Source organism: Endozoicomonas sp. 8E, from assembly GCF_032883915.1.
Taxonomy (GTDB): Bacteria; Pseudomonadota; Gammaproteobacteria; order Pseudomonadales; family Endozoicomonadaceae; genus Endozoicomonas_A.
The window spans coordinates 4,246,306-4,268,255 of record NZ_CP120717.1 but is presented as its reverse complement, the minus strand read 5'-3'; the positions used below and the strand labels follow the sequence as shown (position 1 = coordinate 4,268,255).

At 49.0% G+C, this 21,950-nt stretch carries 10 protein-coding genes and 5 tRNA genes; 5 read left to right on the top strand and 10 right to left on the bottom strand.

Features of this window, described 5'->3' with window-relative positions:
- Nucleotides 1-288 precede the first annotated feature (288 nt).
- The 10 genes from P6910_RS13985 to cbpA all read right to left on the bottom strand — a co-directional run bounded on the left by P6910_RS13985 (nt 289) and on the right by cbpA (nt 6,411).
- Entirely contained in the window at nt 289-1,170 is an 882-nt protein-coding gene (locus tag P6910_RS13985) for a patatin family protein (protein ID WP_317141900.1), read from the bottom strand.
- A 109-nt stretch (nt 1,171-1,279) separates the two neighbouring features.
- A tRNA-Met gene (locus P6910_RS13980) sits at nt 1,280-1,356 on the bottom strand.
- A 46-nt stretch (nt 1,357-1,402) separates the two neighbouring features.
- A tRNA-Met gene (locus tag P6910_RS13975) sits at nt 1,403-1,479 on the bottom strand.
- A gap of 46 nt (nt 1,480-1,525) precedes the next feature.
- Nucleotides 1,526-1,602, bottom strand: a tRNA-Met gene (locus P6910_RS13970).
- A 46-nt stretch (nt 1,603-1,648) separates the two neighbouring features.
- Nucleotides 1,649-1,725 (bottom strand) — tRNA-Met (locus tag P6910_RS13965).
- A 46-nt stretch (nt 1,726-1,771) separates the two neighbouring features.
- A tRNA-Met gene (locus P6910_RS13960) sits at nt 1,772-1,848 on the bottom strand.
- 147 nt (nt 1,849-1,995) lie between these two features.
- Entirely contained in the window at nt 1,996-3,948 is a 1,953-nt protein-coding gene (gene acs / locus P6910_RS13955) for an acetate--CoA ligase (protein WP_317141899.1), read from the bottom strand.
- Nucleotides 3,949-4,155: 207 nt separating this feature from the next.
- A complete protein-coding gene (locus P6910_RS13950; protein ID WP_317141898.1) occupies nt 4,156-4,836 on the bottom strand; it encodes a response regulator transcription factor in 681 nt (226 codons plus the stop codon).
- Between the two features lie 319 nt (nt 4,837-5,155).
- Nucleotides 5,156-5,461, bottom strand: a complete 306-nt coding sequence (locus tag P6910_RS13945) for a chaperone modulator CbpM (protein ID WP_317141897.1) — start codon at nt 5,459-5,461, stop codon at nt 5,156-5,158.
- Complete coding sequence (cbpA, locus tag P6910_RS13940) at nt 5,458-6,411, bottom strand: curved DNA-binding protein (protein ID WP_317141896.1); 954 nt, start codon at nt 6,409-6,411, stop codon at nt 5,458-5,460. The genes P6910_RS13945 and cbpA overlap by 4 nt, the downstream gene beginning before the upstream one ends.
- A gap of 680 nt (nt 6,412-7,091) precedes the next feature.
- Here cbpA and P6910_RS13935 point away from each other — a divergent pair.
- From P6910_RS13935 to P6910_RS13915, 5 genes are all read left to right on the top strand, one after another.
- The gene (locus P6910_RS13935; protein WP_317141895.1) at nt 7,092-10,874 is read left to right on the top strand and encodes a PEP/pyruvate-binding domain-containing protein; all 3,783 of its coding nucleotides are present in this window, start codon (nt 7,092-7,094) and stop codon (nt 10,872-10,874) included.
- Nucleotides 10,875-10,977: 103 nt separating this feature from the next.
- Nucleotides 10,978-12,110 (top strand): IS630 family transposase gene (locus P6910_RS13930; RefSeq protein WP_317141894.1). Its coding sequence is split into 2 segments (ribosomal slippage): nt 10,978-11,398 and nt 11,398-12,110, totalling 1,134 coding nucleotides; the frame shifts between segments, so codons are not numbered across the junction.
- Nucleotides 12,111-12,495: 385 nt separating this feature from the next.
- Complete coding sequence (locus tag P6910_RS13925) at nt 12,496-16,068, top strand: DUF4116 domain-containing protein (protein ID WP_317141893.1); 3,573 nt, start codon at nt 12,496-12,498, stop codon at nt 16,066-16,068.
- A gap of 189 nt (nt 16,069-16,257) precedes the next feature.
- Nucleotides 16,258-18,534: a DUF4116 domain-containing protein gene (locus P6910_RS13920; protein ID WP_317141892.1), complete on the top strand. Its 2,277-nt coding sequence runs from the start codon at nt 16,258-16,260 to the stop codon at nt 18,532-18,534.
- Nucleotides 18,535-18,711: 177 nt separating this feature from the next.
- On the top strand, nt 18,712-21,939 hold the full coding sequence (locus P6910_RS13915) for a PEP/pyruvate-binding domain-containing protein (RefSeq protein ID WP_317141891.1): 3,228 nt from the start codon (nt 18,712-18,714) through the stop codon (nt 21,937-21,939).
- Nucleotides 21,940-21,950: the final 11 nt, after the last annotated feature.

The window sequence follows — 21,950 nt, the reverse complement described above, 5'->3', positions numbered from 1 at the left end:
ATGCAGTCGTGCTGCGTTGCAACTCTGGTCACATAGCTTGCTATGTTCCCGTCGTTGCGCCTTGCAGAGCACCTGCCCAATAAGCCAGAAATATTCGATTCCGTATGGCCGAGTACTTACATCCTGCTCTGAATCTGGCGGTTTTAGAACAGGCACTGCTGAGCCTGTCGAGCTGATTGAGACAATCGTCAGTTCCACAGATTCATAAGCCTAGTAGGGATGGTTAATAAAGCCAGAGAGTATGTTAGAGAGTTTGTAAATCGGCAAAGATCACCAGGACCAGGCCAGTCAGGCCTGATTGAGCTGCTGGAGGAACGAAAACCCTGCGGAATAGCCTTTGTGGTAGTCGGAAACCAGTCTGGCACGGTCACGCGTGCTTCTGGTTGAACTCAGGGAAGTATCCGGAGCAATTTCTGTAATGGATATACCATTACGTTTCAGCTGATCAAAGCTGTCGAGAGTTTCGTTATAGATTGAGTACTGCTGGCGAATCAGCTCAGCCACTTCGGGTTGTTTTCGCAATTGCCAGGCCAGCAGTCTATTGCTCGATGAAGCCTTCTTGCGATAATGGCTTTCGCGACTTCTCAGCACGACTATGTGTTCATAGCCATCCTCGGCAGCTCTCATAACTGGCAAGGGGTCGGCAAGACTTCCATCTACATGATTTTTTTCATCAATGGTTATGGTGTTGCGATAAATCATGGGAAGTGCGCTGGAAGCCTTCAGAACTGTGAATAGCTGTTCCAGTTCAAAGTACTCATCGAACTTATGGTAGATTGGGTAACCTGAACTTGCGCAACTGGTAACAACCGTGAATGTTTTGTCTCGAAGATGGCTTCGAAACTTGTCAATATTCATGTGCTGTCTCTGGATGCGATCAAACAGCCAGTCGAGGTCAAACAGATTACCGCCTTTCATGTGGCGCTTGAGGCTGATGAAATGGGTTTCCAGACAGGCGCCTGTATAGATGTCGAGGTTGCGACCCCGTTGGCCGGCAATAAAGGAAACCAGGTTGAGTGCACCGGCCGAAGCGCCGTAGAAGCCATCGAACTGACGATGGCGTTTGTCCATGAAGGCGTCCAGAATGCCGGCAGAGTATATACCGCGCATGCCTCCGCCCTCAACGACAAGTGCCGTTTTTGTAAGTGAGCTGGCCTCTTTTTTCTGCATTGAGATCCCAAACAGTCACGAACGGAAGAGAAATCTTTTATCCCTGCCTGATGCAGGTATTAAAAGATTTTTCTGCAAAAAAAATAAAGCCGGAAAGTCGGCTTGTATTTGGTAGCGGGAGCCGGATTCGAACCGACGACCTTCGGGTTATGAGCCCGACGAGCTACCAGGCTGCTCCATCCCGCACCGAAATCTTTTCAACAATTGTCTGGTTATCAATTGTCGTTGTATGTGGTAGCGGGAGCCGGATTCGAACCGACGACCTTCGGGTTATGAGCCCGACGAGCTACCAGGCTGCTCCATCCCGCACCGAAATCTTTTCAACAATTGTCTGGTTATCAATTGTCGTTGTATGTGGTAGCGGGAGCCGGATTCGAACCGACGACCTTCGGGTTATGAGCCCGACGAGCTACCAGGCTGCTCCATCCCGCACCGAAATCTTTTCAACAACTGTCTGGTTATCAATTGTCGTTGTATGTGGTAGCGGGAGCCGGATTCGAACCGACGACCTTCGGGTTATGAGCCCGACGAGCTACCAGGCTGCTCCATCCCGCACCAAAATCTGTACGACAGTTCTCTGTAAGTCAACAGTCGTTGTTGTTGGTAGCGGGGGCCGGATTCGAACCGACGACCTTCGGGTTATGAGCCCGACGAGCTACCAGGCTGCTCCACCCCGCATCAACGAGGAGCGCATAGTATGGACGATGATCCCTAAAGTCAATAAAAGATTAAAATGCTGCGGTTAATAACTACACCAAGCGTGAGGCAAAGAGCCCCGGAATGCAGAGCTCTCTGTGAGTTTAAAATATCAGTCCGGGAACAAGGTCAGCCCGCTAATGCGCGGTCCCTAATCAGCGTTTCTACTACAGAAGGATCCGCCAGCGTCGAGGTATCTCCCAGACTTTCATACTCCCCTGAGGCAATTTTGCGCAGGATTCGGCGCATAATCTTGCCGGATCGGGTTTTGGGGAGCCCCGGAGCCCACTGGATGATATCCGGTGAGGCTATAGGGCCGATTTCTTTGCGAACCCACTGTCTTAATTCACTCTGGAGCTCTTCTGAATACTCAGACTCCGCTATCAGTGTTACGTAGACGTATATTCCCTGCCCCTTGATATCGTGTGGGAAGCCAACAACAGCTGCCTCGGCAACATCATGATGAGAAACCAGAGCAGACTCAATTTCAGCGGTACCCATGCGGTGACCGGAGACATTGAGAACATCATCAACACGTCCAGTGATCCAGTAATAGCCATCATCATCCCTGCGGGCGCCATCACCAGTAGTGTACATGCCCTTGAAACTGGAGAAGTAGGTTTGAACAAAGCGCTCATGGTCATTAAAGACGGTCCGGGCTTGTCCGGGCCAGCTATCGAGAATAACCAGGTTGCCTTCCTGTGCGCCTTCGAGAATACGACCATCGTTATCAACCAGGGCGGGTCTGATACCGAAGAATGGGCGGGTTGCAGAACCGGGTTTCAAATCGGTGGCGCCGGGGAGAGGTGTCAGCATGGCTCCTCCCGTTTCTGTCTGCCACCAGGTATCTACTATGGGGCACTGCGCATTGCCGATGGTTTTGTAGTACCAGTTCCATGCCTCGGGGTTGATCGGTTCTCCTACGGTGCCCAGAAGTCTGAGACTGGAGCGATGAGTGTCTGCAACAGCCCTATCACCTTCAGCCATTAGCGCCCGTATTGCCGTGGGGGCGGTGTAAAGAATATTAACCTGATGTTTGTCGATGACCTTGCTGATTCTGTTGCAGGCCGGGTAGTTGGGTACACCCTCATGCATAACCATGGTGGCGCCATTCAGAAGTGGGCCATAGGTGACATAGGTATGGCCAGTAATCCAGCCGATGTCAGCGTTACACCAGAATACTTCACCCTCTCGATAGTCAAAGACATACTGATGGGTCATGGATGCATAAACCAGATAACCGCCAGTGGTGTGAAGAATGCCTTTAGGTTTGCCCGTGGAGCCCGAAGTGTAGAGTATAAACAGTGGGTCTTCGGCGTTCATCGCTTCAGGCGTGCAGTGAGGTGAAGCCATGGTAGTCAGATCCTGCCAGCTCACATCACGACCTTCCTGCCAGTAAACCGTTTCACCGGTGTGTCGCAAAACAATGACCTTTTCAACGCTGGTCACTTGCGGGTTTTCGAGGGCTTGATCAACGTTCTTTTTGAGAGGGACTTTTCTTCCACCCCGAATGCCTTCATCAGCTGTAATAACCAGCCTGGCGTTGGCGTCAATGATTCTTCCCGCCAGGGCTTCAGGTGAAAAACCACCGAAGATGACCGAGTGAATGGCGCCAATGCGTGAACAGGCCAACATCGCCACTGTGGCCTCTATGACCATTGGCATGTATATGGCGACAACATCGCCTTTGCCAATGCCCTGACTCTTAAGCCCATTGGCCAACCGACAAACTTGTTCGTGAAGCTCTCCGTATGTCACTTTTCTGGAGGCGTCGCCTTCTTCATTCGGCTCCCAGATGATGGCAACCTGATCGGCTTTTTTGCTCAGGTGACGATCCAGACAGTTGAAAGAGGCGTTGGTGGTGCCGTCGAAGAACCATTTGATATCGACATTTTCATGATCGAACGACACCTTCCTGATCTCGGTATATGGTGTGAACCAGTCGATTCTCTTGCCATGCTCTCGCCAAAACTTTTCGGGGCTGACGACAGATTGCTGGTACATCTCAAGATACCGTTTGTTATCTGTCAATGTATTCTCTCGTTGAACATCAGTTACCGGGTACACACGCACTTCGTTCATAATGAATCCCTGGATTTATTTTAATTGTTCTTCTAATCGTTCTTCTGGCAATGCATTGATACGGTGTTTGTAGTTTTTAGCATTGTGGTGTATGAATGTCACCTTAAGGCGATACTTCCTTCAAGAAATCAGACTTTGTTAGCATAATTCTATTCTCATCGCTTGCAGCGCCTGCATCTGCCAGGGCTATGTTTGAGCGTGAGTTGACTAAGCACGAGGAGGGGCAGCAGACGAGCGGTTGTCACCTGCGAAAGGCTGGTCAATTTCCAGCTCGTTTATGGCAATCACAGCCTGGGTTCTGCTGCGAACGCCCAGCTTTTTGAAAATGGCCGTGACATGTGCCTTTATCGTGGCTTCTGATACTTCCAGTTCGTAAGCAATCTGTTTGTTCAACAGACCTTCGCTAATCATGCCCAGAACTCTGAACTGTTGTGGCGTCAAAGTGGCGAGCTTTTCTTCCAGTTCGGACAGCTGCCCCTGTTCTGGTGGTTCGGGCAGCGATTCTGGTAGCCAGGTATCCCCCTCAAGCACCTGGGTCACGGCATTCTTCAGAACGTCCAGTGGTGAGGATTTCGGGATAAAGCCCTGAGCGCCATGATGCAGGGAGCGATGGATGATCTGTGCATCCTCAGAAGCGGAAACAATAACAACAGGGATTTGCGGATATTGTCCCCTGAGAAAGATCAGACCAGAAAGGCCGTGAGCACCCGGCATGTTGAGATCAAGAAGGATCAAATCAGGCGATGGCACCTGTTCAAGGATATTCTGCAGGGCTGCGATGGATCCGGCTTCATAAATTTCAGGATTCTCCAGCCCCTGACGCAGAGCTGCCTGTAATGCGGCTCTGAACAGAGGGTGGTCGTCTGCAATGATGATCTTGTATTCCATGGACTCAGAGTGTCAATTACCTGGTCAGTGGTGGAGGCCCACCGTTGTTATTGTTTTAGAAGCCGACCCTGACATCAAGTCCCGGCTGTGTCCTGAATAATGTTTCTATCGGCCGCAGTTGTCTGGATCTTTGGTTTTTGGAACAACACCCTCTGGATACCCATCTTTTAGCCCGCCACCTCCCCGGGATCGACCACCAGTGGCTAAACGGGTCCTGAGTGTCCATGAGCTGATTTTTGCCTTGCATCAGCGCTTCCTGAGGGCGCTGGGACAGGTCACTCTGGACTCAGGGCAGGCTATCTACAATTCAAGACAGTTCCTAACCCCTGATAAAGCGGCTCAAACGCCGCTTGAGGTGATGGTTCTCTTTCCGAAGATGATCCAGTTTTTCCAGTAACTCAATAGCCAATGCTATACCCGGCCAGTCCACATCAAGATCGTCATGCAGGCGCACGGCTTTTCTGGTCAGCAGCACCATGGCCGGACTGAATTGCCATTCACGGGGTGAAGTGCCAATGGGTTCTACAATTCCCTGCTCGATAATTTCGATGATGGTCTCTTCTGCTACGCCGGTTTGCAGACAGATTTCGGTGAAATTCAGGTAGGTGGTCTGTGTTTCGTTCATGAGGCTATACTCCACTCGGCCCGCGGATCGAAGTGGGCCTGTTCTGCCAGCTGCTGCCAGTGCTTTTTAATGCTGTCGTTGCTTTTGGGCAGAACAATGTTCAGCACCGCATAAAGATCCCCCTGTATCTTTTTACCAGGCAGACCTTTGCCTTTTATCCGCAAGCGCTGACCGCTTTGACTATTAGCCGGAATGGTCATGTTAATCTTGCCAGACAGCGTAGGCAGCGTCACCTTAGCGCCAAGAGCTGCTTCCCAGGGAGCGAGGGGAAGGGTGATAATCAGGTTATGTCCTTCGACATCAAATAGTGGATGAGGGACCAGCCTGATGCGCAAAAACAGGTCGCCATTGCCACCATCTCCGATACCCGGGGCCCCTTGCCCTTTCAGCCGGATAAGCTCACCATCGGTTACGCCGGCTGGGATTTTTACCTTGAGGGTTTTATCTACCTCGGTAACACGCCCATGTTCATCGTAATGGGGCAGGCTGTAGGAGATGCTTTTGGACTCTTCAGTGAGCGTATCTTCAAGAAAAATGGGCATCTCGGTTTCAATATCCCGGCCTCGCTGATTATAAGTCCCCTGTTGTCCAAAACCACTGGCCCGGGAGTCTGTGCCACTGCCAAAGATAGACGAAAAGAAATCTGAAAAACCCCCCTGAAAATGCTGTCCACTATCACTCCATGACCCGGAAGGTTGCCAGCCGGGTGGTGGACGAAAGCCTTGCTGAGACCCGCCGTACTGACGGATTTCATCATACTCTGCACGTCTTTCGTCGTCTTTCAGTGCTTCATAGGCTTCAGCAGCCTCCTTGAACTGGTTTTCAGCATCATGGTGGTCACTGACATCCGGGTGATACTTCCTGGCCAGCTTTCGGTAGGCGTTTTTTATGGTCTTCTTATCAGCATCAGGTTCTACACCCAGAATCTTGTAGTAGTCTTTGAATTCCATAATGCATCCAGTATTGCTACAAGGGGATTTCGAACAACAGAAAGGGAGTGTCTGTGAGCCAACTATAGACCAAAGATGGGGTTGCCATAGTGGGGACGTCTGTTTATAAATGCCGCAAATAAGTATCCAGTGCCTGTCAATAACGCTGGATTCGCTTTGCATTAGCCCCCAGACACTCAGCCCTGACCAGGATACATAGCGAACATCTACATGGCTGTTCAAGGGAGTAGTGCGGATAATTATGTCTGAAGATCCGGCTTCTTCTACGGTCTCAATAAATTCACTTACAGCATCTTTCCGGTATGCAACAAGTTTCAGGAAGCAGGGAGTTTTAATATAAAATAACCTGACTGGTCGGCGACTTTTACTTGGTCATTATCTGCTTTACGCAGTTGAGATATTTCGAGGCGATATAAACATTATTCGGATGGTCATTGCTGAAAATATTTCTTACTTATTATTGGCCAGTAAAAAGCTTTTGAAAGGTAGCGGGTGTATGCTCGACGTAATTGAAAAAAACTCAAACTTTTAATTATGCTGCTCTCGATCTTAAACAGGGTAGGTATTTTATCAATGAAAAAAATGAACTTTATAAAAAAATTATTGTCAAATATAAAGAAAGCCTTTTAAGCGATAGCAATTAAATTATGGATGATTAATATCTTGAGGGGGATATCTTTATGTTACACGCTGCTAGTTTTAATTTACCGAATCTTCGAAATCTGACAAATGATCCCAATCAGGTTACTAAGGCTAATCGTTCACCTAAAAGGTATTTCAGTTCTCTAAATCCCGTTGACGTTCCCGACCCGACGTCGCTAACCAAGCGCACCTGCTGCTTACCTGTTTCAGGTCAGACTGCTGACTGTTCTCCTGCTAACCGGGAACAACTTGGGGGCAAGGGCATGTTTTTGCAGCGCATGGAAGAAGCCGGTCTGTCTGTTCCACCCTTCAAATGTGTGACTGCTCGAGTTATGAATGCTCTGGAACGACATCCTCTGGATACCCATCGTCTAGCCCGCTATCTCCCCGGGATCGACCATCAATGGTTGGGTGCAGAGACCAGCCTGACGAACATTAAGGAATACCTCAGCACCTTGCCGCCTTCAGAGCAAACCAAAAGGGATAACTGGCTGTTGGGTCTGACACAGTTTATTGCCAGCGATGACTATTACGAACAGGTTAAAGATTCTGAAGCGGCCCAACACATCAGGGATCTGCGCCAAAAGTTGAATAGATCCTCCAAATCACAGCCCGTTATTGTCCGCAGTTCCGGCATTAATGAAGATAACTACGGCGACGCCCAGGCCGGCAAATACCTCTCTGCCGTTCAGAAAGAAGACGATGTTTTACGTACCTGTCTTGAGGTTATGGCCTCGGGTTACCGGCCTGAACTCTGCCCCGACGGAATACCACAACCTATGGCACTGATTATCCAGCACTGCATTGACTGCCAATGTGGCGGGGTTGGCATGAGCTTTCGATCCTTTTGGGATAATACCATTATGTTTGAGTTCACACCTGGTCAACCCAAGGGCGCAGTGGCAGGACAGTCTGGTAACATACCTCACCGCATTGATATTTTTCGGGAGGATCGCAAAAAAGAAGCTGGTAGCTCTCAATACTTTCCCGGGACGATCTCAAGCCACTTTATCCTGGACAAGAAGAATAACGGTTATTCGGAAATAAGAATTGATTGTGCCGATGTCCAATCAAACGACGGCGGGCAGCGACTCACTAATAAAATGGTTACTAAAATCAGAAAGGCAGTGACAAAGCTGGAAAACCTGTTGCTATGCCCCGTGGATGTGGAGTTTGCCATTGATCGTAAGGGTCGCCTGTGGCTGTTGCAGGTGCGCCCTGTTACCCGGCTCTCTGGCGATATGGTTTTTGCCATGCCCATACCTGAATCCAAAGAGACACTGGCCATTGGTGAGAGCATCAGCGAAGGCTTTTGCACCGGACCACTCTGGCTGGCCGCACGACAAGAGGCAGATGCTATGCCGAAGGGAGCAATTGTCGTAGCTGACCACGCTGAAGAGTGGATGCTTGAGCCCAAATTCCTGAAACGGGCAGGGGGCGTTGTCCTGGCCAAAGCAGGATTCAATGATCATGTAGCGATCCTCCTGAAGCAGGAAAAAATAACCTTGATGCGGGCCGGTGAACAGTTTGCGGCATTGGCCGCTCAGAATGGTCAGCAGGCGACCCTGGCCTGCGCCCGTTTTAACGGTGAGCCCGGAGCCTTTATCGTTGCTGGTGACCTTACCGGAAAACTGGCCAGTCACAGAAGTCTTGCCACTGCATTTTCTGATGCACCCTTAACAGAGGCCGTCCCCTCAAGGGATGATTTGACCCCACCTGAAGGCACATTCCTTCAGGTTGCCAGTGCTTTTCAATGGCTTTCGGATCAAAATGCCCGCCTGCTGGCATTTTTTGCTCCCGGTGGCGGACTGGATTGCCTGGCAAACCCGGTAAAACTGAGCATGTCGCCACAACGATCAGAGTTACTCGCAAAGACTCTGGACAGCGTAATTCGACTGGTTGGTGGGGCTGAAGCACTGCTGGATGGGTATGGGGCCTTCCTGAGTCTGGCGGGTAACGGTGATCAATCTCAGCTCAAGCCACAGAGGGAAGAGTTACAGCAACTGATCAACCGGTTCGAAATGCTGAAACAGACCATTCAACCAGTGTTAAAGAGAATCATTCTTCCAATGCAAGCTGCTGAGAAAGGGCAGGCATACCGGGGAGATTTTCGTCAGTGGGTGGCAGACTGCCAGCAACTGCAATCCTGTCTTCAGGCGCTCGAGCCCAGAAAGGCTAAACTGGTCCGAAGTGTCCATGAGCTGATTTTTGCCTTGCATCAGCGCTTTGTAAAGGCCCTGGCACCGGTCATTTTGGAGTCGGGTCAGGGCAGGCTATCTGAGGAGTGGGTGAAGTTCAGGTTATGCTTCAAAAAGTGCATCACCTTTGTTGATTGCACAACTCCGGGCAAGTCGGGTGAAAAGGCACCACTATTGAGTCCGTCCGTCAAGGAATCTATCAGACAATTGGCGCATGAAACAATTGTCATCAGTATGGATGAGGTATTGATCGTTAATCTGAAATTAGGAGGTCATCAGGGCCTTGTCGAGTTACTTGAAAATGCAGAGGGTGGAAAAGGACGAACCTTGCGGCTGAAATTTTCTGACGATTTTGATGCAGCTTTTTCTGATGGCAAGTATCAGCGTGTGTGGTTTCTGGCACAGCTTCTGAAAGCGATCAAACTGGATGAAAAGGCTGCTGGCATAAAACTCGCGTGCAACCCTGTGGCGCGTGAATTAATTGTCGAATGTCCCGGAATGAAAACACGTGAAGATATGCAGGCTGCCTTTGAAAAACTGATGATTGTCTTAGATGCTATGTTTGCTCTCGATATAGCTTTTGATAAAGCAGTTATTTTGGAAGAATCTCCTTGGGATTTTAACTTGCTTGCGCAACGCCTTAATCCCGATGTTACGATAGAAACCGATGCATTCAATTTCCAACACTGTCTTTTCTCAATACCCTATCTGAAGATTGACGGACTTACTATTTCTCCCGCTTGCTGCCAGTTATTAAGCGACCACCTTCAACAGGTTGTTCATCATGCAGAGCGATTAGGGGAGCTTCGGGAATTAGTCGTTCGCGGGAAAAAACCGGAGGTCAGTCTGAGGGAGATAATAGGGGGTGATGAGATGAGTGAGGACATCCGCAGGGAGCTGATACATCATTTATTATTGTCAAAAACCCTTGACCCTATTCCACCTTTTGAAGATTTTTATGACCGTTTTAAAGACGAATACTATATTCTCAAACCAACACGGGATTACAAGCTTACGTTTGCTGTTCCACCGAGTCAGTCCCTGACGGATAGTAAGGAAGAGGTCAGCAAAGCCCTGGTGAAGGATGGGCTGAAATATGCCAGCCAACGGATTCGAGGTGATAAAGAACTTGTAATAGCAGCCATTAAACTACATAAAGATCAACATAAGTATATGAGTAAAGAACTGGAGGATGATAAAGATGTCGCCATCGCCTTAGTCACTAACTATGAATATCATCTGAGACACCTTAGCCCGAAATTTCAGGATGATTTTGATGTTGTCAGGGCTGCTGTTGCAGAGTATCCAAGATCCCTGCGGTTTGCCAGTGAAAGATTTCGAAACGATAAAGACATTATTAAGGAGCTGGTTGCTATAAATATTAGTTGTTTAATGGATGTCAACGAAACCCTGTTGAGTGATCGCGAGTATATGCTCGACTTAATTACAGAGCATCCTGGTGCTATCGAATTTGCTGATCTCGAGCTTATAGATGATCAGTTATTTATCGATTCAGCAAAGCTAAGAAACCCCAGAGTTATTAGATACATCGGGGGAATTTTGGAGAATGTCGGATTGACTCTGAGCACATTGGTCGATGAAAACCGTTGTGTTATTTTATAATGCGTACTTAAGGCTAGTACATAACTCCAGTTTCTTTGTCCTGCAGCAATGCCGGAATTTTCCATTCTGGCATTCTTCTCCCTGATTCAGATCAGGGTGACCTATGCCAGCTCAATACCGTATCCGCCTGTCCATAGACGAACAGCAGCAATTAAAAGACCTCATTCACCAGACCAAGGTGGCCAAGCATAAACGTATTCATGCCCAGATCCTCCTGTGTCTCGATGAAAACGGGCCAAAACTGACGGAGCTCCAGACCAGCCAAACCTGTGGTGTTTCAACGAAAACGGTTCAGAGAACACGCAAACGCTGTGTACTTGAAGGGCTGGATATTGCTGTTAATAGCAAGTTCAATGGCATTGCCCGCCCAAGAAAACTCCAGGGGGAGCAGCAGGCGGCATTGACAGCTCTGGCTTGCTCAACACCACCAGAAGGTCATAGCCGCTGGACGCTACAGCTTCTCGCTGACCGTATGGTTGAGTTGGAGCATGTCAATTCCATCTCGCATCAAACCATTGGCCGAGAGTTAAAAAAAACGAGTTGAAGCCTTGGCAGAAAAAGGAGTGGTGTATTCCAAAAAAAGCAAACGCAGAATTTGTTTGCGCTATGGAACGTGTTTTGGATGTTTATCAACAACCACATGATCCGAATCGACCACTGATCTGTATGGATGAGAGCAGTAAGCAGCATACTTTGGAGGTCAGGACTCCACTCCCTATGAAGCCTGGCCAACCCCTAAAATATGACAATGAGTATGAGCGCAATGGTGTGAGTTCTCTCTTCATGTTTTTTGCGCCACTGGAAGGTTGGCGACATATCGAGGTGACTGATAGCCGAACTGCCTGCGACTGGGCTCACCAGATCAAACAGCTGGTTGATGTTCACTTCCCAAAAGCTGATGTCATCCGTCTTGTCATGGATAACCTGAACACACATACACCTGCATCTCTTTATAAAGCCTTTGAACCAGGAGAGGCTCATCGGTTGGCCAGTAAGTTGGAAATCATCTATACACCCAAGCATGGAAGCTGGCTCAACATGGCAGAGATTGAATTGAGTATTCTCAGTCGTCAGTGTTTAAGTAGACGCATACCCGATCAGGCCGCACTGAAATCAGAGATTGAAGCGTGGGAGTCCCAGCGTAATGGTGTAGAAAGCAAAATGGAATGGCGATTTACGACCGAGGATGCTCGGGTAAAACTCAAGAAGCTTTACCCGACGATCAAATCGGAGTGATGTACTAGGAGGCTGACCTGGAATAGACTGCCTTACGCGGCAACTGCTCCTGCGTTGCTCTAGCTCCTGCATCCATGCAGTCGTCGGCAACTGCTCCTGCGTTGCTCTAGCTCCTGCATCCATGCAGTCGTCGGCAACTGCTCCTGCGTTGCTCTGGCTCCTGCATCCATGCAGTCGTCGGCAACTGCTCCTGCGTTGCTCTAGCTCCTGCATCCATGCAGTCGTGCGGCGGCAGCAAATTGGTCTGAAAATCCGCTTTTGTTCGTCAAATTCTATTGGGAGAATCAGCCTGAAGAATGAACTTTATAAAAACATCATGGTCAAACTGAAGGTAATGACTCGCCGTTGAATTATGGATGAATATTAACGTGAAATGGATATCTTTATGTTACCTTCGCCCGCTGCAAAAATTGACAGATCAGATTCTCAAAGCCTGACAATTGTTCCCGATCATAATACTGAGACTGATAGTTCACACAGAAGGTATTTCGGTGATTTAGTTCACACTGGCATTCTCGAACCAAGGTCGCTAGCCAGGCGCAAATGCCGCTCACCTGTTCCAGATCTGGCTGCTAATTGTTCTCCTGCCAACCGGGAATTACATGGGGGCAAGGGAATGTTTCTGCAGCGCATGAAAGCAGCCGGTTTGTCTGTGCCACCGTTTCAGTGTGTGACAACTCAGATCACCAATGCGCTGGAACAACACCCTCTCGATAGCCAACGGCTGGAATCCTGTTTCCCCGGGATCGGCGATGAACCGGAGGCAGAGATCAGTCTGGCGAACATCAGGGAACGCTTCAATACTTTGCTACCTTCAGAGCAAAGCAGAAAAGATAGCTGGCTGGACGGTCTGGCGAAATTTATTGCCAGTGATGACTTTTATGAGCAGGTTAAAGATTCCGAAGCGGCCCGACACATCAGGGATCACGGACTATCAACATCAGGGCCGCTTATTGTCCGCAGTTCCGGCATCAATGAAGATAACTACGGCGATGCCCAGGCGGGCAAATACCTCTCGGAAGTTCAGGGAGATGAGGATATTTTGCGAACCTGTCTTAAGGTTATGGCCTCGGCTTACCGGCCTGAAGTCTGTTCCGAAGATATACCGCAACCTATGGCGCTGATTATCCAGGAGTGTATTGACTGCCTGCACGGCGGGGTCGCCATGAGCTTTCAATCCTTTGACGATGATACCGTCAGGGTTGAGTACACACGCGGTCAGCCCAGAGGGGTAGTGGCCGGGCAGTCCGGTAACACACCCCACCGTATTGATATTTTTCGTAATGAAGGAGCTGACAGCTATCAATATTTTCCCGGGACGATCTCGAGTCATTATATCCTGCGCAAAAACAATAACGGCTATTCGGAAACAAGGATTGATGATGCCGATGCCCAATCAAACGACGTTGCACAACAACTCACTGATGACATGGTTGCAGACCTCAGGCAGATGGTGACAGAGCTGGAAAAGCTGTTGCTCTGCCCGGTGGATGTGGAGTTTGCCATAGACCATCAGGGTCGCCTGTTCCTGTTGCAGGTACGCCCTGTCACCCGACTCTCCGGCGGCCTGGATTTCGCCATGCCCATACCCGAAGAGACCCTGGCCATCGGCGAGGGTGTCAGCGAAGGCTATTGCACCGGACCACTCTGGCTGGCTGAAGAACAGGCAGCAGACTCTATGCCAGAGGGAGCCATTGTCGTGGCTCAACACGCTAAAGACTGGATGCTTGAGCCCGGGTTCCTGAAGCGGGCAGGAGGCTTTGTTACTGCCACAGGAGGATTCAATGATCATGTAGCGATCCTGATGAAACAGCAACGAAAAACCCTGATGCTGGCCGGTGACCAGTTTGCGACCTTGACCGCCCGTGTTGGACAAAAGATGACGCTGGCCTGCGCCCGCTTTAACGGTAAGCCCGGTGCCTTTATTGTGGCCGGTGACATGACCGGGAAACTGTTGAGTCACGGTTGTCTATCTGATGTGCTGCCAGTAAAAGCCGTTCCGTTACGGGATGATTTGTTCCCCTCTGAAGACACATTTCTTTCGGTCGCCAGTGGTTTTCAATGGCTCACGGATCAAAATGCCCGGCTGTTGGCATTTTTTGCCTCCGGCGGCGGACTGGATTGTCTGGCAAATCCGGTAAAACTGAGTATGTCGCCACAACGATCAGAGCGACTGGCAGAGACCTGCGACAGCGTAAATCGTCTGGTTGATGGGGCTCAAGCTCTGCTGGATGGGTACGGGGCATTCCTGCAACTGGCTGGCAAGAGGGGTTCACACAGGGTCAAGTCATTGCGGCAAGAAATGCTGCAACTGATCAACCGGTTCGAGCTGTTGAAAAAGACCATTCAATACGGGCTAAAGCGTATCATTCTTCCCATGCAAGCCGTTGAAAAAGGGAAGGTATCCCCGGTAATGTTTCGTCACTGGCTAGCAGACTGTTATCAGCTACAATCTTGCCTTCAAGCACTTAACCCTGTTGAGGCTGAGCAGGTTCGGAGTGTCCATGAGCTGATTTTTGCCCTGCATCAGCGCTTCGTGAAAGCGCTGGCGCCGGTCACTCTGGCCTGGGGTCAGGACAGCCTGTCCATAAAAAGGAAAATCACCTATGTCGATTGCACGACCCCGGGTGGAGAGGTGCCGCTATTGAAGCAGTCCAGCAGAGCATTCATGGAAGAGTCAGGGCTTTCAGGGACAGTTATCAGCATGGATGAAGCCTTGATTGTTAACCTGGATCTTGGCAGTCATGTGGGCCTTATCGAACTGCTTGAACGTGCTGAGGGGGGGAAAGGACGCACCCTGCGGCTGACATTTTCTGACCAGTTTGATAGCACTGATTACGCTGATAAATCCGGCAAGTTAATGCGTATGTGGTTTCTCGCGCAACTACTGAGAGAGATCAAACTGGCTGATAATCCTGATAACATGAAGCTAAGTTATAACGCCGTAGCGGGTGAAATTATCGTCGAATGTTCCCGAATGACAACACGTCCAGCTATGCAGGATGCCTTTGAAAAACTGATCACTGTCTTACCTGCTATGTCTGATCTGGATCTGCATTTGAAGTGCAGTCCCATTTTTGAAGGAGGTCAGTGGGACTTTAACCTGCTTGCACAACACCTTGAACGTGATGTTGCCACAGGAGCGGATAGATTCGCCTTCCAACATTGCCTTTTTGTCATGTTTTATCGGATTGCGGGTGGTCGATACTCGACGGCCGCTTTCTGCTGGCTATTAAGCAAACACCAGCAACAGTTTGCTCACCATGCCCGCCGGTTGGGTGTGTGTCAGTGGTCGTTATTGCTTAAGAACAAACCGAAAGAGAGTCTGCGGGAAATCTTAATGAGTGATGAGATGAGTGCGGACACCCGCAAGGAACTCTTACATCATTTTTTATTATTCGATCCCAAAAGCGCTACCCGATTGGTTGAACAACTGTATGATCTGGGAGATCAATACTTTGTTATCAAGCCATCTTACGGTTACAGATTGGAATTTTATGCGCCACCTGACCCACTGTCCGGGGATCATAAAGAAAAGGTCAGGAATGCCGTGCTGACCCATGGTTTGGAATATGCCAGCCAACAGGTTCGGAATGACAGAGACTTTGTATTACCCGCCATTTCAAAACATCCCAAACAACTGCAATATTTGAGTGAGGCGCTCAGGAATGATAGCGATGTCGTCATGGCCGCTGTCGAAAAGAATCCCTTAGCTCTGAATTATGCCAGTGAAAGACTCCGAAACGATAAAAACATTATTCGAATGGCTATTGCTGAGAGTACTTATCCCTTATCATTTGCCAGCGAAAAGGTTTTGAGTGATCGCGAGTGTATGCTCGACTTAATTGCAAAAAATCCTCAAGCTTTCCATTATGCTGCTGTAAAGCTTAAAGATGATAAAAAATTTATCAACGCCGCAAAACAAAGAAACCCCGAGCTTCGTAAATACCTCAGATAATCTGCGAATAAGGCCTGATCGGTTCAGACAAGGTTGACCAGTGAAAATCCTTTTGCCAGCCTGTTGTTGTTTTTTCTACTACGTGTCTGAAGCTGACGGGGGAACTTTATAAAAACATTATTGTCAGATGTAAAGGTAATGACTCGTCGTTGAATCGTGGATGAATATTAACTTGAGAGGGATATCTTTGTGTTACCTTTACCACCAGAAAAAATTGGCAGATCAGATTCTCAAAGCCTGGCAACTCTCCCCGATCAGAAGGCTGGGGCTGATCGTTCAAACAAAAGGTATTTTGGTGATCCTGAACCCATTGGCGTTCCCGACACAACGCCACTATCCAAGCGCGTGTGCCGCTTATCTCTTGAAGATCAGGCTGCTCATTGTTCTCCTGCCAACCGGCTCTCTGGCGCTATGGATTCTGACACCAGGGATTTCGCCATGGACGCCGATGATGGCTTGCAGGTGACGCTGGCTTCTGATGCACCGTTAGCAAAAACTGTCCCGTCACGGGATGATTTGTCTCTCCCTGAAGGCAGATTCCTTGAGGTCGCCAGCGGTTTTCGATGGCTCACGGATCAAAATGCCCGCCTGTCGGCGTTTTTTGCCTCCGGCGGTGGACTGCACGGTCTGACAAACCCTCTGAAACTGAGCATGTCACCGCAACGATCAGAGCTACTGACAGAGACCAGAGATAGCGTAAATCGGCTGGTTCATGGAGCTCAGGCACTGCTGGATGGGTACCAGGCATTCTTGCAACTGGCTGGTGATAGTTCACGCAAGGTCAACTCATTGCGGCATGAAGTACCGCAACTGATCAACCGGTTCAATAGGTTGAAACAGACCATTCGATCTGGGTTAGAGAGTATCACTCTTCCCATGCAAGCCGCCGAAAAAGGGCAGCTATCCCCGGGAATATTTCATCAGTGGGAGGCAGACTGTCGCCAGCTACAATCCTGTCTTCAGGCACTCAATCCTGATGATGCCGAGCAGGTGGGAAGTGTTCATGAGCTGATTTTTGCTCTGCATCAGCGTTTTGTAAAGGCATTGGCACCGGTCACTGAGGCTTCCGGCCAGGGCAGGCTTTTCAGGAAAGATCACGTTACCTATATTGATTGCACGACTCCGGACAGGCTGGATGAGAAAGCGCCAATACTGAGACGGTCCTGCATAAAATCAATCTTAGCATCAGGGGGCTCAGGGACTGTTATCAGTATGGATGAAGCCGTGATTGTTAACCTGAAGATTGACTTTTATGTGAGCCTTATCGAGCTGCTTGAACGCGCAGAGGGGGGCAAAGGACGAACCTTGCGACTGACGTTTTCTGATGAATTTGTTTGTTTTCATGAAGACGATAAACCTCACAAGCTGAAGCTTATGTGGTTTCTGGGGCAATTATTGAAGGAGATCGAACTGGATGAAAATGCTCATAGCATGAAGCTGAGCTATAACGACGTAACGGGTGAAATGATCGTCGAATGCCCCGGAATGATATTACCTGAATCCATGCAGGATGCCTTTGAAAAACTCATCATTGTGTTAAAAGCTTTGCTAAGTGTGGGTGTTAAGTTGATGTACATGCCGATTTTTGAAGGAGATCAGTGGGACTCTGACTTGCTTGCACATCGCCTTGATCGTGGTATTGCGACAGAGGCGGACAGGTTCGCCTTTCAACGTTGTCTTTTCTTAATGTCTCATCTGAATGAAAATGAGTGGCTCCGTATTGCCCCTTGCCGTCGGTTATTGAGCAAACATCATCAACATTTTATTCATTATGCTCATCGGTTATGTATCCATCATCAGTCATTGGGTTGTCGGGAAAAACCGGAAGAAAGTGCGCGGGAAATTTTAATGAGTGATGAGATGAGTGAGGACATCCGCAGGGAACTTTTACACCATTTTTTATTACTTAATCCCGTAAGCGCTATTAGATTGATTGAGCAAGTGTATGATATGGGATATCAATTTTTTGTTATCAATCCATCTTGCAATTACAGATTAGAGTTTTATGTACCACCGGGCCAGCCGCTTGAGGATTGTAAAGAAAAGATCACGAGTGCACTGCGCGAGCATGGACTGAAATATGCCAGCCAAAGGGTTCGGGATGATAGAGACTTTGTATTATCCGTCATTTCAGAATATCCCACTGAACTGCAAGATTTGAGTGAGGGGCTGAGAAATGATCGCGATGTCGTCATGGCCGCTGTCACAAAGGCTCCCATAGTTCTGGGAGATGCAAGTGAAAGACTCCGAAGTGATATAAACATTATTCGAATGGCTATTGCTGAAAGCATTTTTTACTTACCAGCGGCCAGTGCAAAGTTTTTGAAGGATCGCGAGTGTATGCTCGACTTAATTGAAACAAATCCTCAAGCTTACAGTTATGCTGCTTCCGAGCTTAAAGATAATACGGATTTTATCAATGCAGCAAAACAAAGAAACCCCGAAGTTAGTAAATACCTCAGATAATCTGCGCATAAGCTCTGATCGATTCAGGCAACGTTGACCAGTGTCAACCCCGTTGTTGTTATTTTTCTACTGTGTGCCTGAAGCTGACGGGGGAACTTTATAAAAATATCATGGTCAAACTGAAGGTAATGACTAGTCGTTTTCATGGATGAATATTAACGTGAGAAGGATATCTTTATGTTACCTTTACCACCAGCAAAAATTGGCAGATCAGATTCTCAAAGCCTGGCACCTCTCCCCGATCAGAAGACTGGGGTTGATCGTTCAGCCAAAAGATGTCTTGGTGACCCTGAACCCATTGGCGTTCCCGACGCAGCGCCACTAGCCAAGCGCATGTGCCGCTTATCTATTGCAGATCAGGCTGCTCATTGTTCTCCTGCCAACCGGGCACAACTTGGCGGCAAGGGAATGTTTTTGCAGCGCATGAAAGCAGCCGGTTTGTCTGTGCCACCGTTTCAGTGTGTGACAACTCAGGTCACCAATGCGCTGGAACAACACCCTCTGGATAGCCAACGTCTGGAATCCTGTTTCCCCGGGATCGGCGATGAACCGGAAGCGGAGATCAGTCTGGCAAACATCAGGGAACGCCTCAATACTTTGCTGCCTTCAGAGCAAACCAGAAGAGATAGCTGGCTGGCGGGTCTTGCGAACTTTATTGCCAGTGATGACTTTTATGAGCAGGTTAACGATTCAGAAGCGGCCCGACACATCAGGGATCACGGACTATCAACATCAGGGCCGCTTATTGTCCGCAGTTCCGGCATTAATGAAGATAACTACGGCGATGCCCAGGCGGGCAAATACCTTTCGGTAGTTCAGGGAGATGAGGATATTTTGCGAACCTGCCTTAAGGTTATGGCCTCAGCTTACCGGCCTGAAGTCTGTTCCGAAGGCGTACCACAACCTATGGCGCTGATTATCCAGGAGTGTATTCACTGCCTGCACGGTGGAGTCGCCATGAGTTTTCAATCCTTTGATGATGATACCGTCAGGGTTGAGTACACACGCGGTCAGCCCAGAGGGGTAGTGGCCGGGCAGTCCGGTAACATACCCCACCGTATTGATATTTTTCGTAAGGAAGGAGCCGACAGCTATCAATACTTTCCCGGGACGATATCGAGTCATTACATCCTGCGCAAAAACAATAACGGCTATTCAGAGACAAGGATTGATGATGCCGATGCCCAATCAAACGACGTTGAACAAAAACTCACTGATGGCATGATTGCAGACCTCAGGGCGATGGTGACAAAGCTGGAAAAGCTGTTGCTCTGCCCCGTGGATGTGGAGTTTGCCATCGATCATCAGGGTCGCCTGTTCCTGTTGCAGGTGCGTCCTGTCACCCGACTCTCCGGGGGCCTGGATTTCGCCATGCCCATACCCGAAGAGACCCTGGCCATCGGCGAGGGTGTTAGCGAAGGCTATTGCACCGGACCACTCTGGCTGGCTGAAGAATCAGCGGCAGGCTCCATGCCAGAGGGAGCCATTGTCGTGGCCCGACACGCTCAAGACTGGATGCTTGAGCCCGGGTTTCTGAAGCGGGCAGGAGGCTTTGTTACTGCCACAGGAGGATTCAATGATCATGTAGCGATCCTGATGAAACAGCAACGCAAAACCCTGATGCTGGCCGGTGACCAGTTTGAGGCCGTGACCGCTCAGGTTGGCCAACAGGCGACGCTGGCCTGTGCCCGCTTTAACGGTAAGCCCGGTGCCTTTATTGTTGCCGGTGACATGACCGGGAAATTGGTGAGTCATGGAAGTCTATCCTCGGCTGTTGCTGATTTGCCTTCAGCAAACGCCGTCCCGTCATGGGATGATTTGTCCTTCTCTGAAGACGCATTACGTCAGGTCGCCAGCGGTTTTCAATGGCTCACGGATCAAAATGCCCGCCTGTTGGCATTTTTTGCCTCCGACGGTGGACTGGATTGTCTGGCAAACCCGGTAAAACTGAGCATATCGCCACAACGATCAAAGCGACTGGCAGAGACTTGTGACAGCGTAAGTCGTCTGGTTTATGGGGCTCAAGCGCTGCTGGATGGGTACGGGGCATTCCTGCAACTGGCTGTTAAGAAAAGTTCAGACAGGGTCGAGTCATTGCGGCATGAATTACCGCATCTGATCAACCGGTTCGAGAAGCTGAAAAAGACCATTCAATCCGGGTTGAAGCGTATCATTCTTCCGATGCAAGCCTCCGACAAAGGGCAGCTATCCCCGGGAATATTTCATCAGTGGCTGGCAGACTGTCATCAGCTACAATCCTGTCTTCAGGCACTCAACCCTAAAAGCGCTGAGCAGGTGCGAAGTGTCCATGAGCTGATTTTTGCCGTGCATCAGCGCTTCGTAATGGCGTTGGGACAGGTTACTCTGGACTCGGGTCAGGGCAGGCTATCCACAATAAATGACATCACCTATGCTGATTGCACGACCCGGGGTGAAGAGGCTCCGCTATTGAGCCCGACCGTTGCATCCATCAATAAGTTACATTGTAAAGCGACTGTCGTCAGTATGGATGATGCCTTTATTGTTACCCTGAAGCTTGGTGATCATAAGACTGTTATCGAGCTGCTCGAGCATGCAGAGGGGGGAAAAGGTCGAACCTTGCGGCTAAAATTTTCTGACAAATTTTATAACCCTGATGGCAGTGATACACCTGGGAAGTTAAAACGTATGTGGTTTCTGGCGCGGTTACTGAAAGCGATTGAACTGGATAAAAATGCTGATGGTATGAAGCTGAGCTGCAACGCCGTAGTGGGAGAAATTATTGTCGAATGCGCCCGAATGCCACTGGTTAAAACCATGCAGGATATCATTGTAGAACTGATAACGGTATTAAAGGTAATTGGTAATCTGGATTTATATTTAAATGGAAAAGTCATTTTTGAAGGAGATCAGTGGAACTTTAACTTGCTTGAACAACGCCTTAATGGCGATGTTACGACAGAAGCTGATAGATTCGCCTTTCAACAATGCCTCTTCGTACTGGTTCATGGTAAACGAAATTACATCACTGAAGATTGCTACCGATTATTAACCAACCCATACCAACAGTTTATTGATCAAGCTCGCCGGTTGGCAGAGCACAAGAGTAAACCAGTGCGCCATCTTCGGGAAATTTTAATGAATGATAAGATTGCTGATGACACGCGCAGGAAACTCTTTCATCATCTTTTATTGTTTAAGCCCCACATCGCCAGTCAATTGACTGAGGATGTGTATCCCCATTTGAGAGATAAATACTTTGTTGTCGAACCATCACAAGGTTACGAGCTGAGGTTTGCTGTTTCACCGGATCAGCCGCTTTGGCGGCATCATAGAGGAAAAGTCGAAAAAGCCTTGCTGAAGCATGAGATTGAACACGCCAGTCAAAGGGTGCGAAAAGAATACTGGTTTTTATTTGATCGGTGAATTTGCGAATA

Coding starts and splice junctions, on each gene's coding strand:
- P6910_RS13985 (WP_317141900.1), bottom strand. CDS start 1,170: ATGCAGAAAAAAGAGGCCAGCTCACTTACAAAAACGGCACTTGTCGTT.
- acs (WP_317141899.1), bottom strand. CDS start 3,948: ATGAACGAAGTGCGTGTGTACCCGGTAACTGATGTTCAACGAGAGAAT.
- P6910_RS13950 (WP_317141898.1), bottom strand. CDS start 4,836: ATGGAATACAAGATCATCATTGCAGACGACCACCCTCTGTTCAGAGCC.
- P6910_RS13945 (WP_317141897.1), bottom strand. CDS start 5,461: ATGAACGAAACACAGACCACCTACCTGAATTTCACCGAAATCTGTCTG.
- cbpA (WP_317141896.1), bottom strand. CDS start 6,411: ATGGAATTCAAAGACTACTACAAGATTCTGGGTGTAGAACCTGATGCT.
- P6910_RS13935 (WP_317141895.1), top strand. CDS start 7,092: ATGTTACACGCTGCTAGTTTTAATTTACCGAATCTTCGAAATCTGACA.
- P6910_RS13925 (WP_317141893.1), top strand. CDS start 12,496: ATGTTACCTTCGCCCGCTGCAAAAATTGACAGATCAGATTCTCAAAGC.
- P6910_RS13915 (WP_317141891.1), top strand. CDS start 18,712: ATGTTACCTTTACCACCAGCAAAAATTGGCAGATCAGATTCTCAAAGC.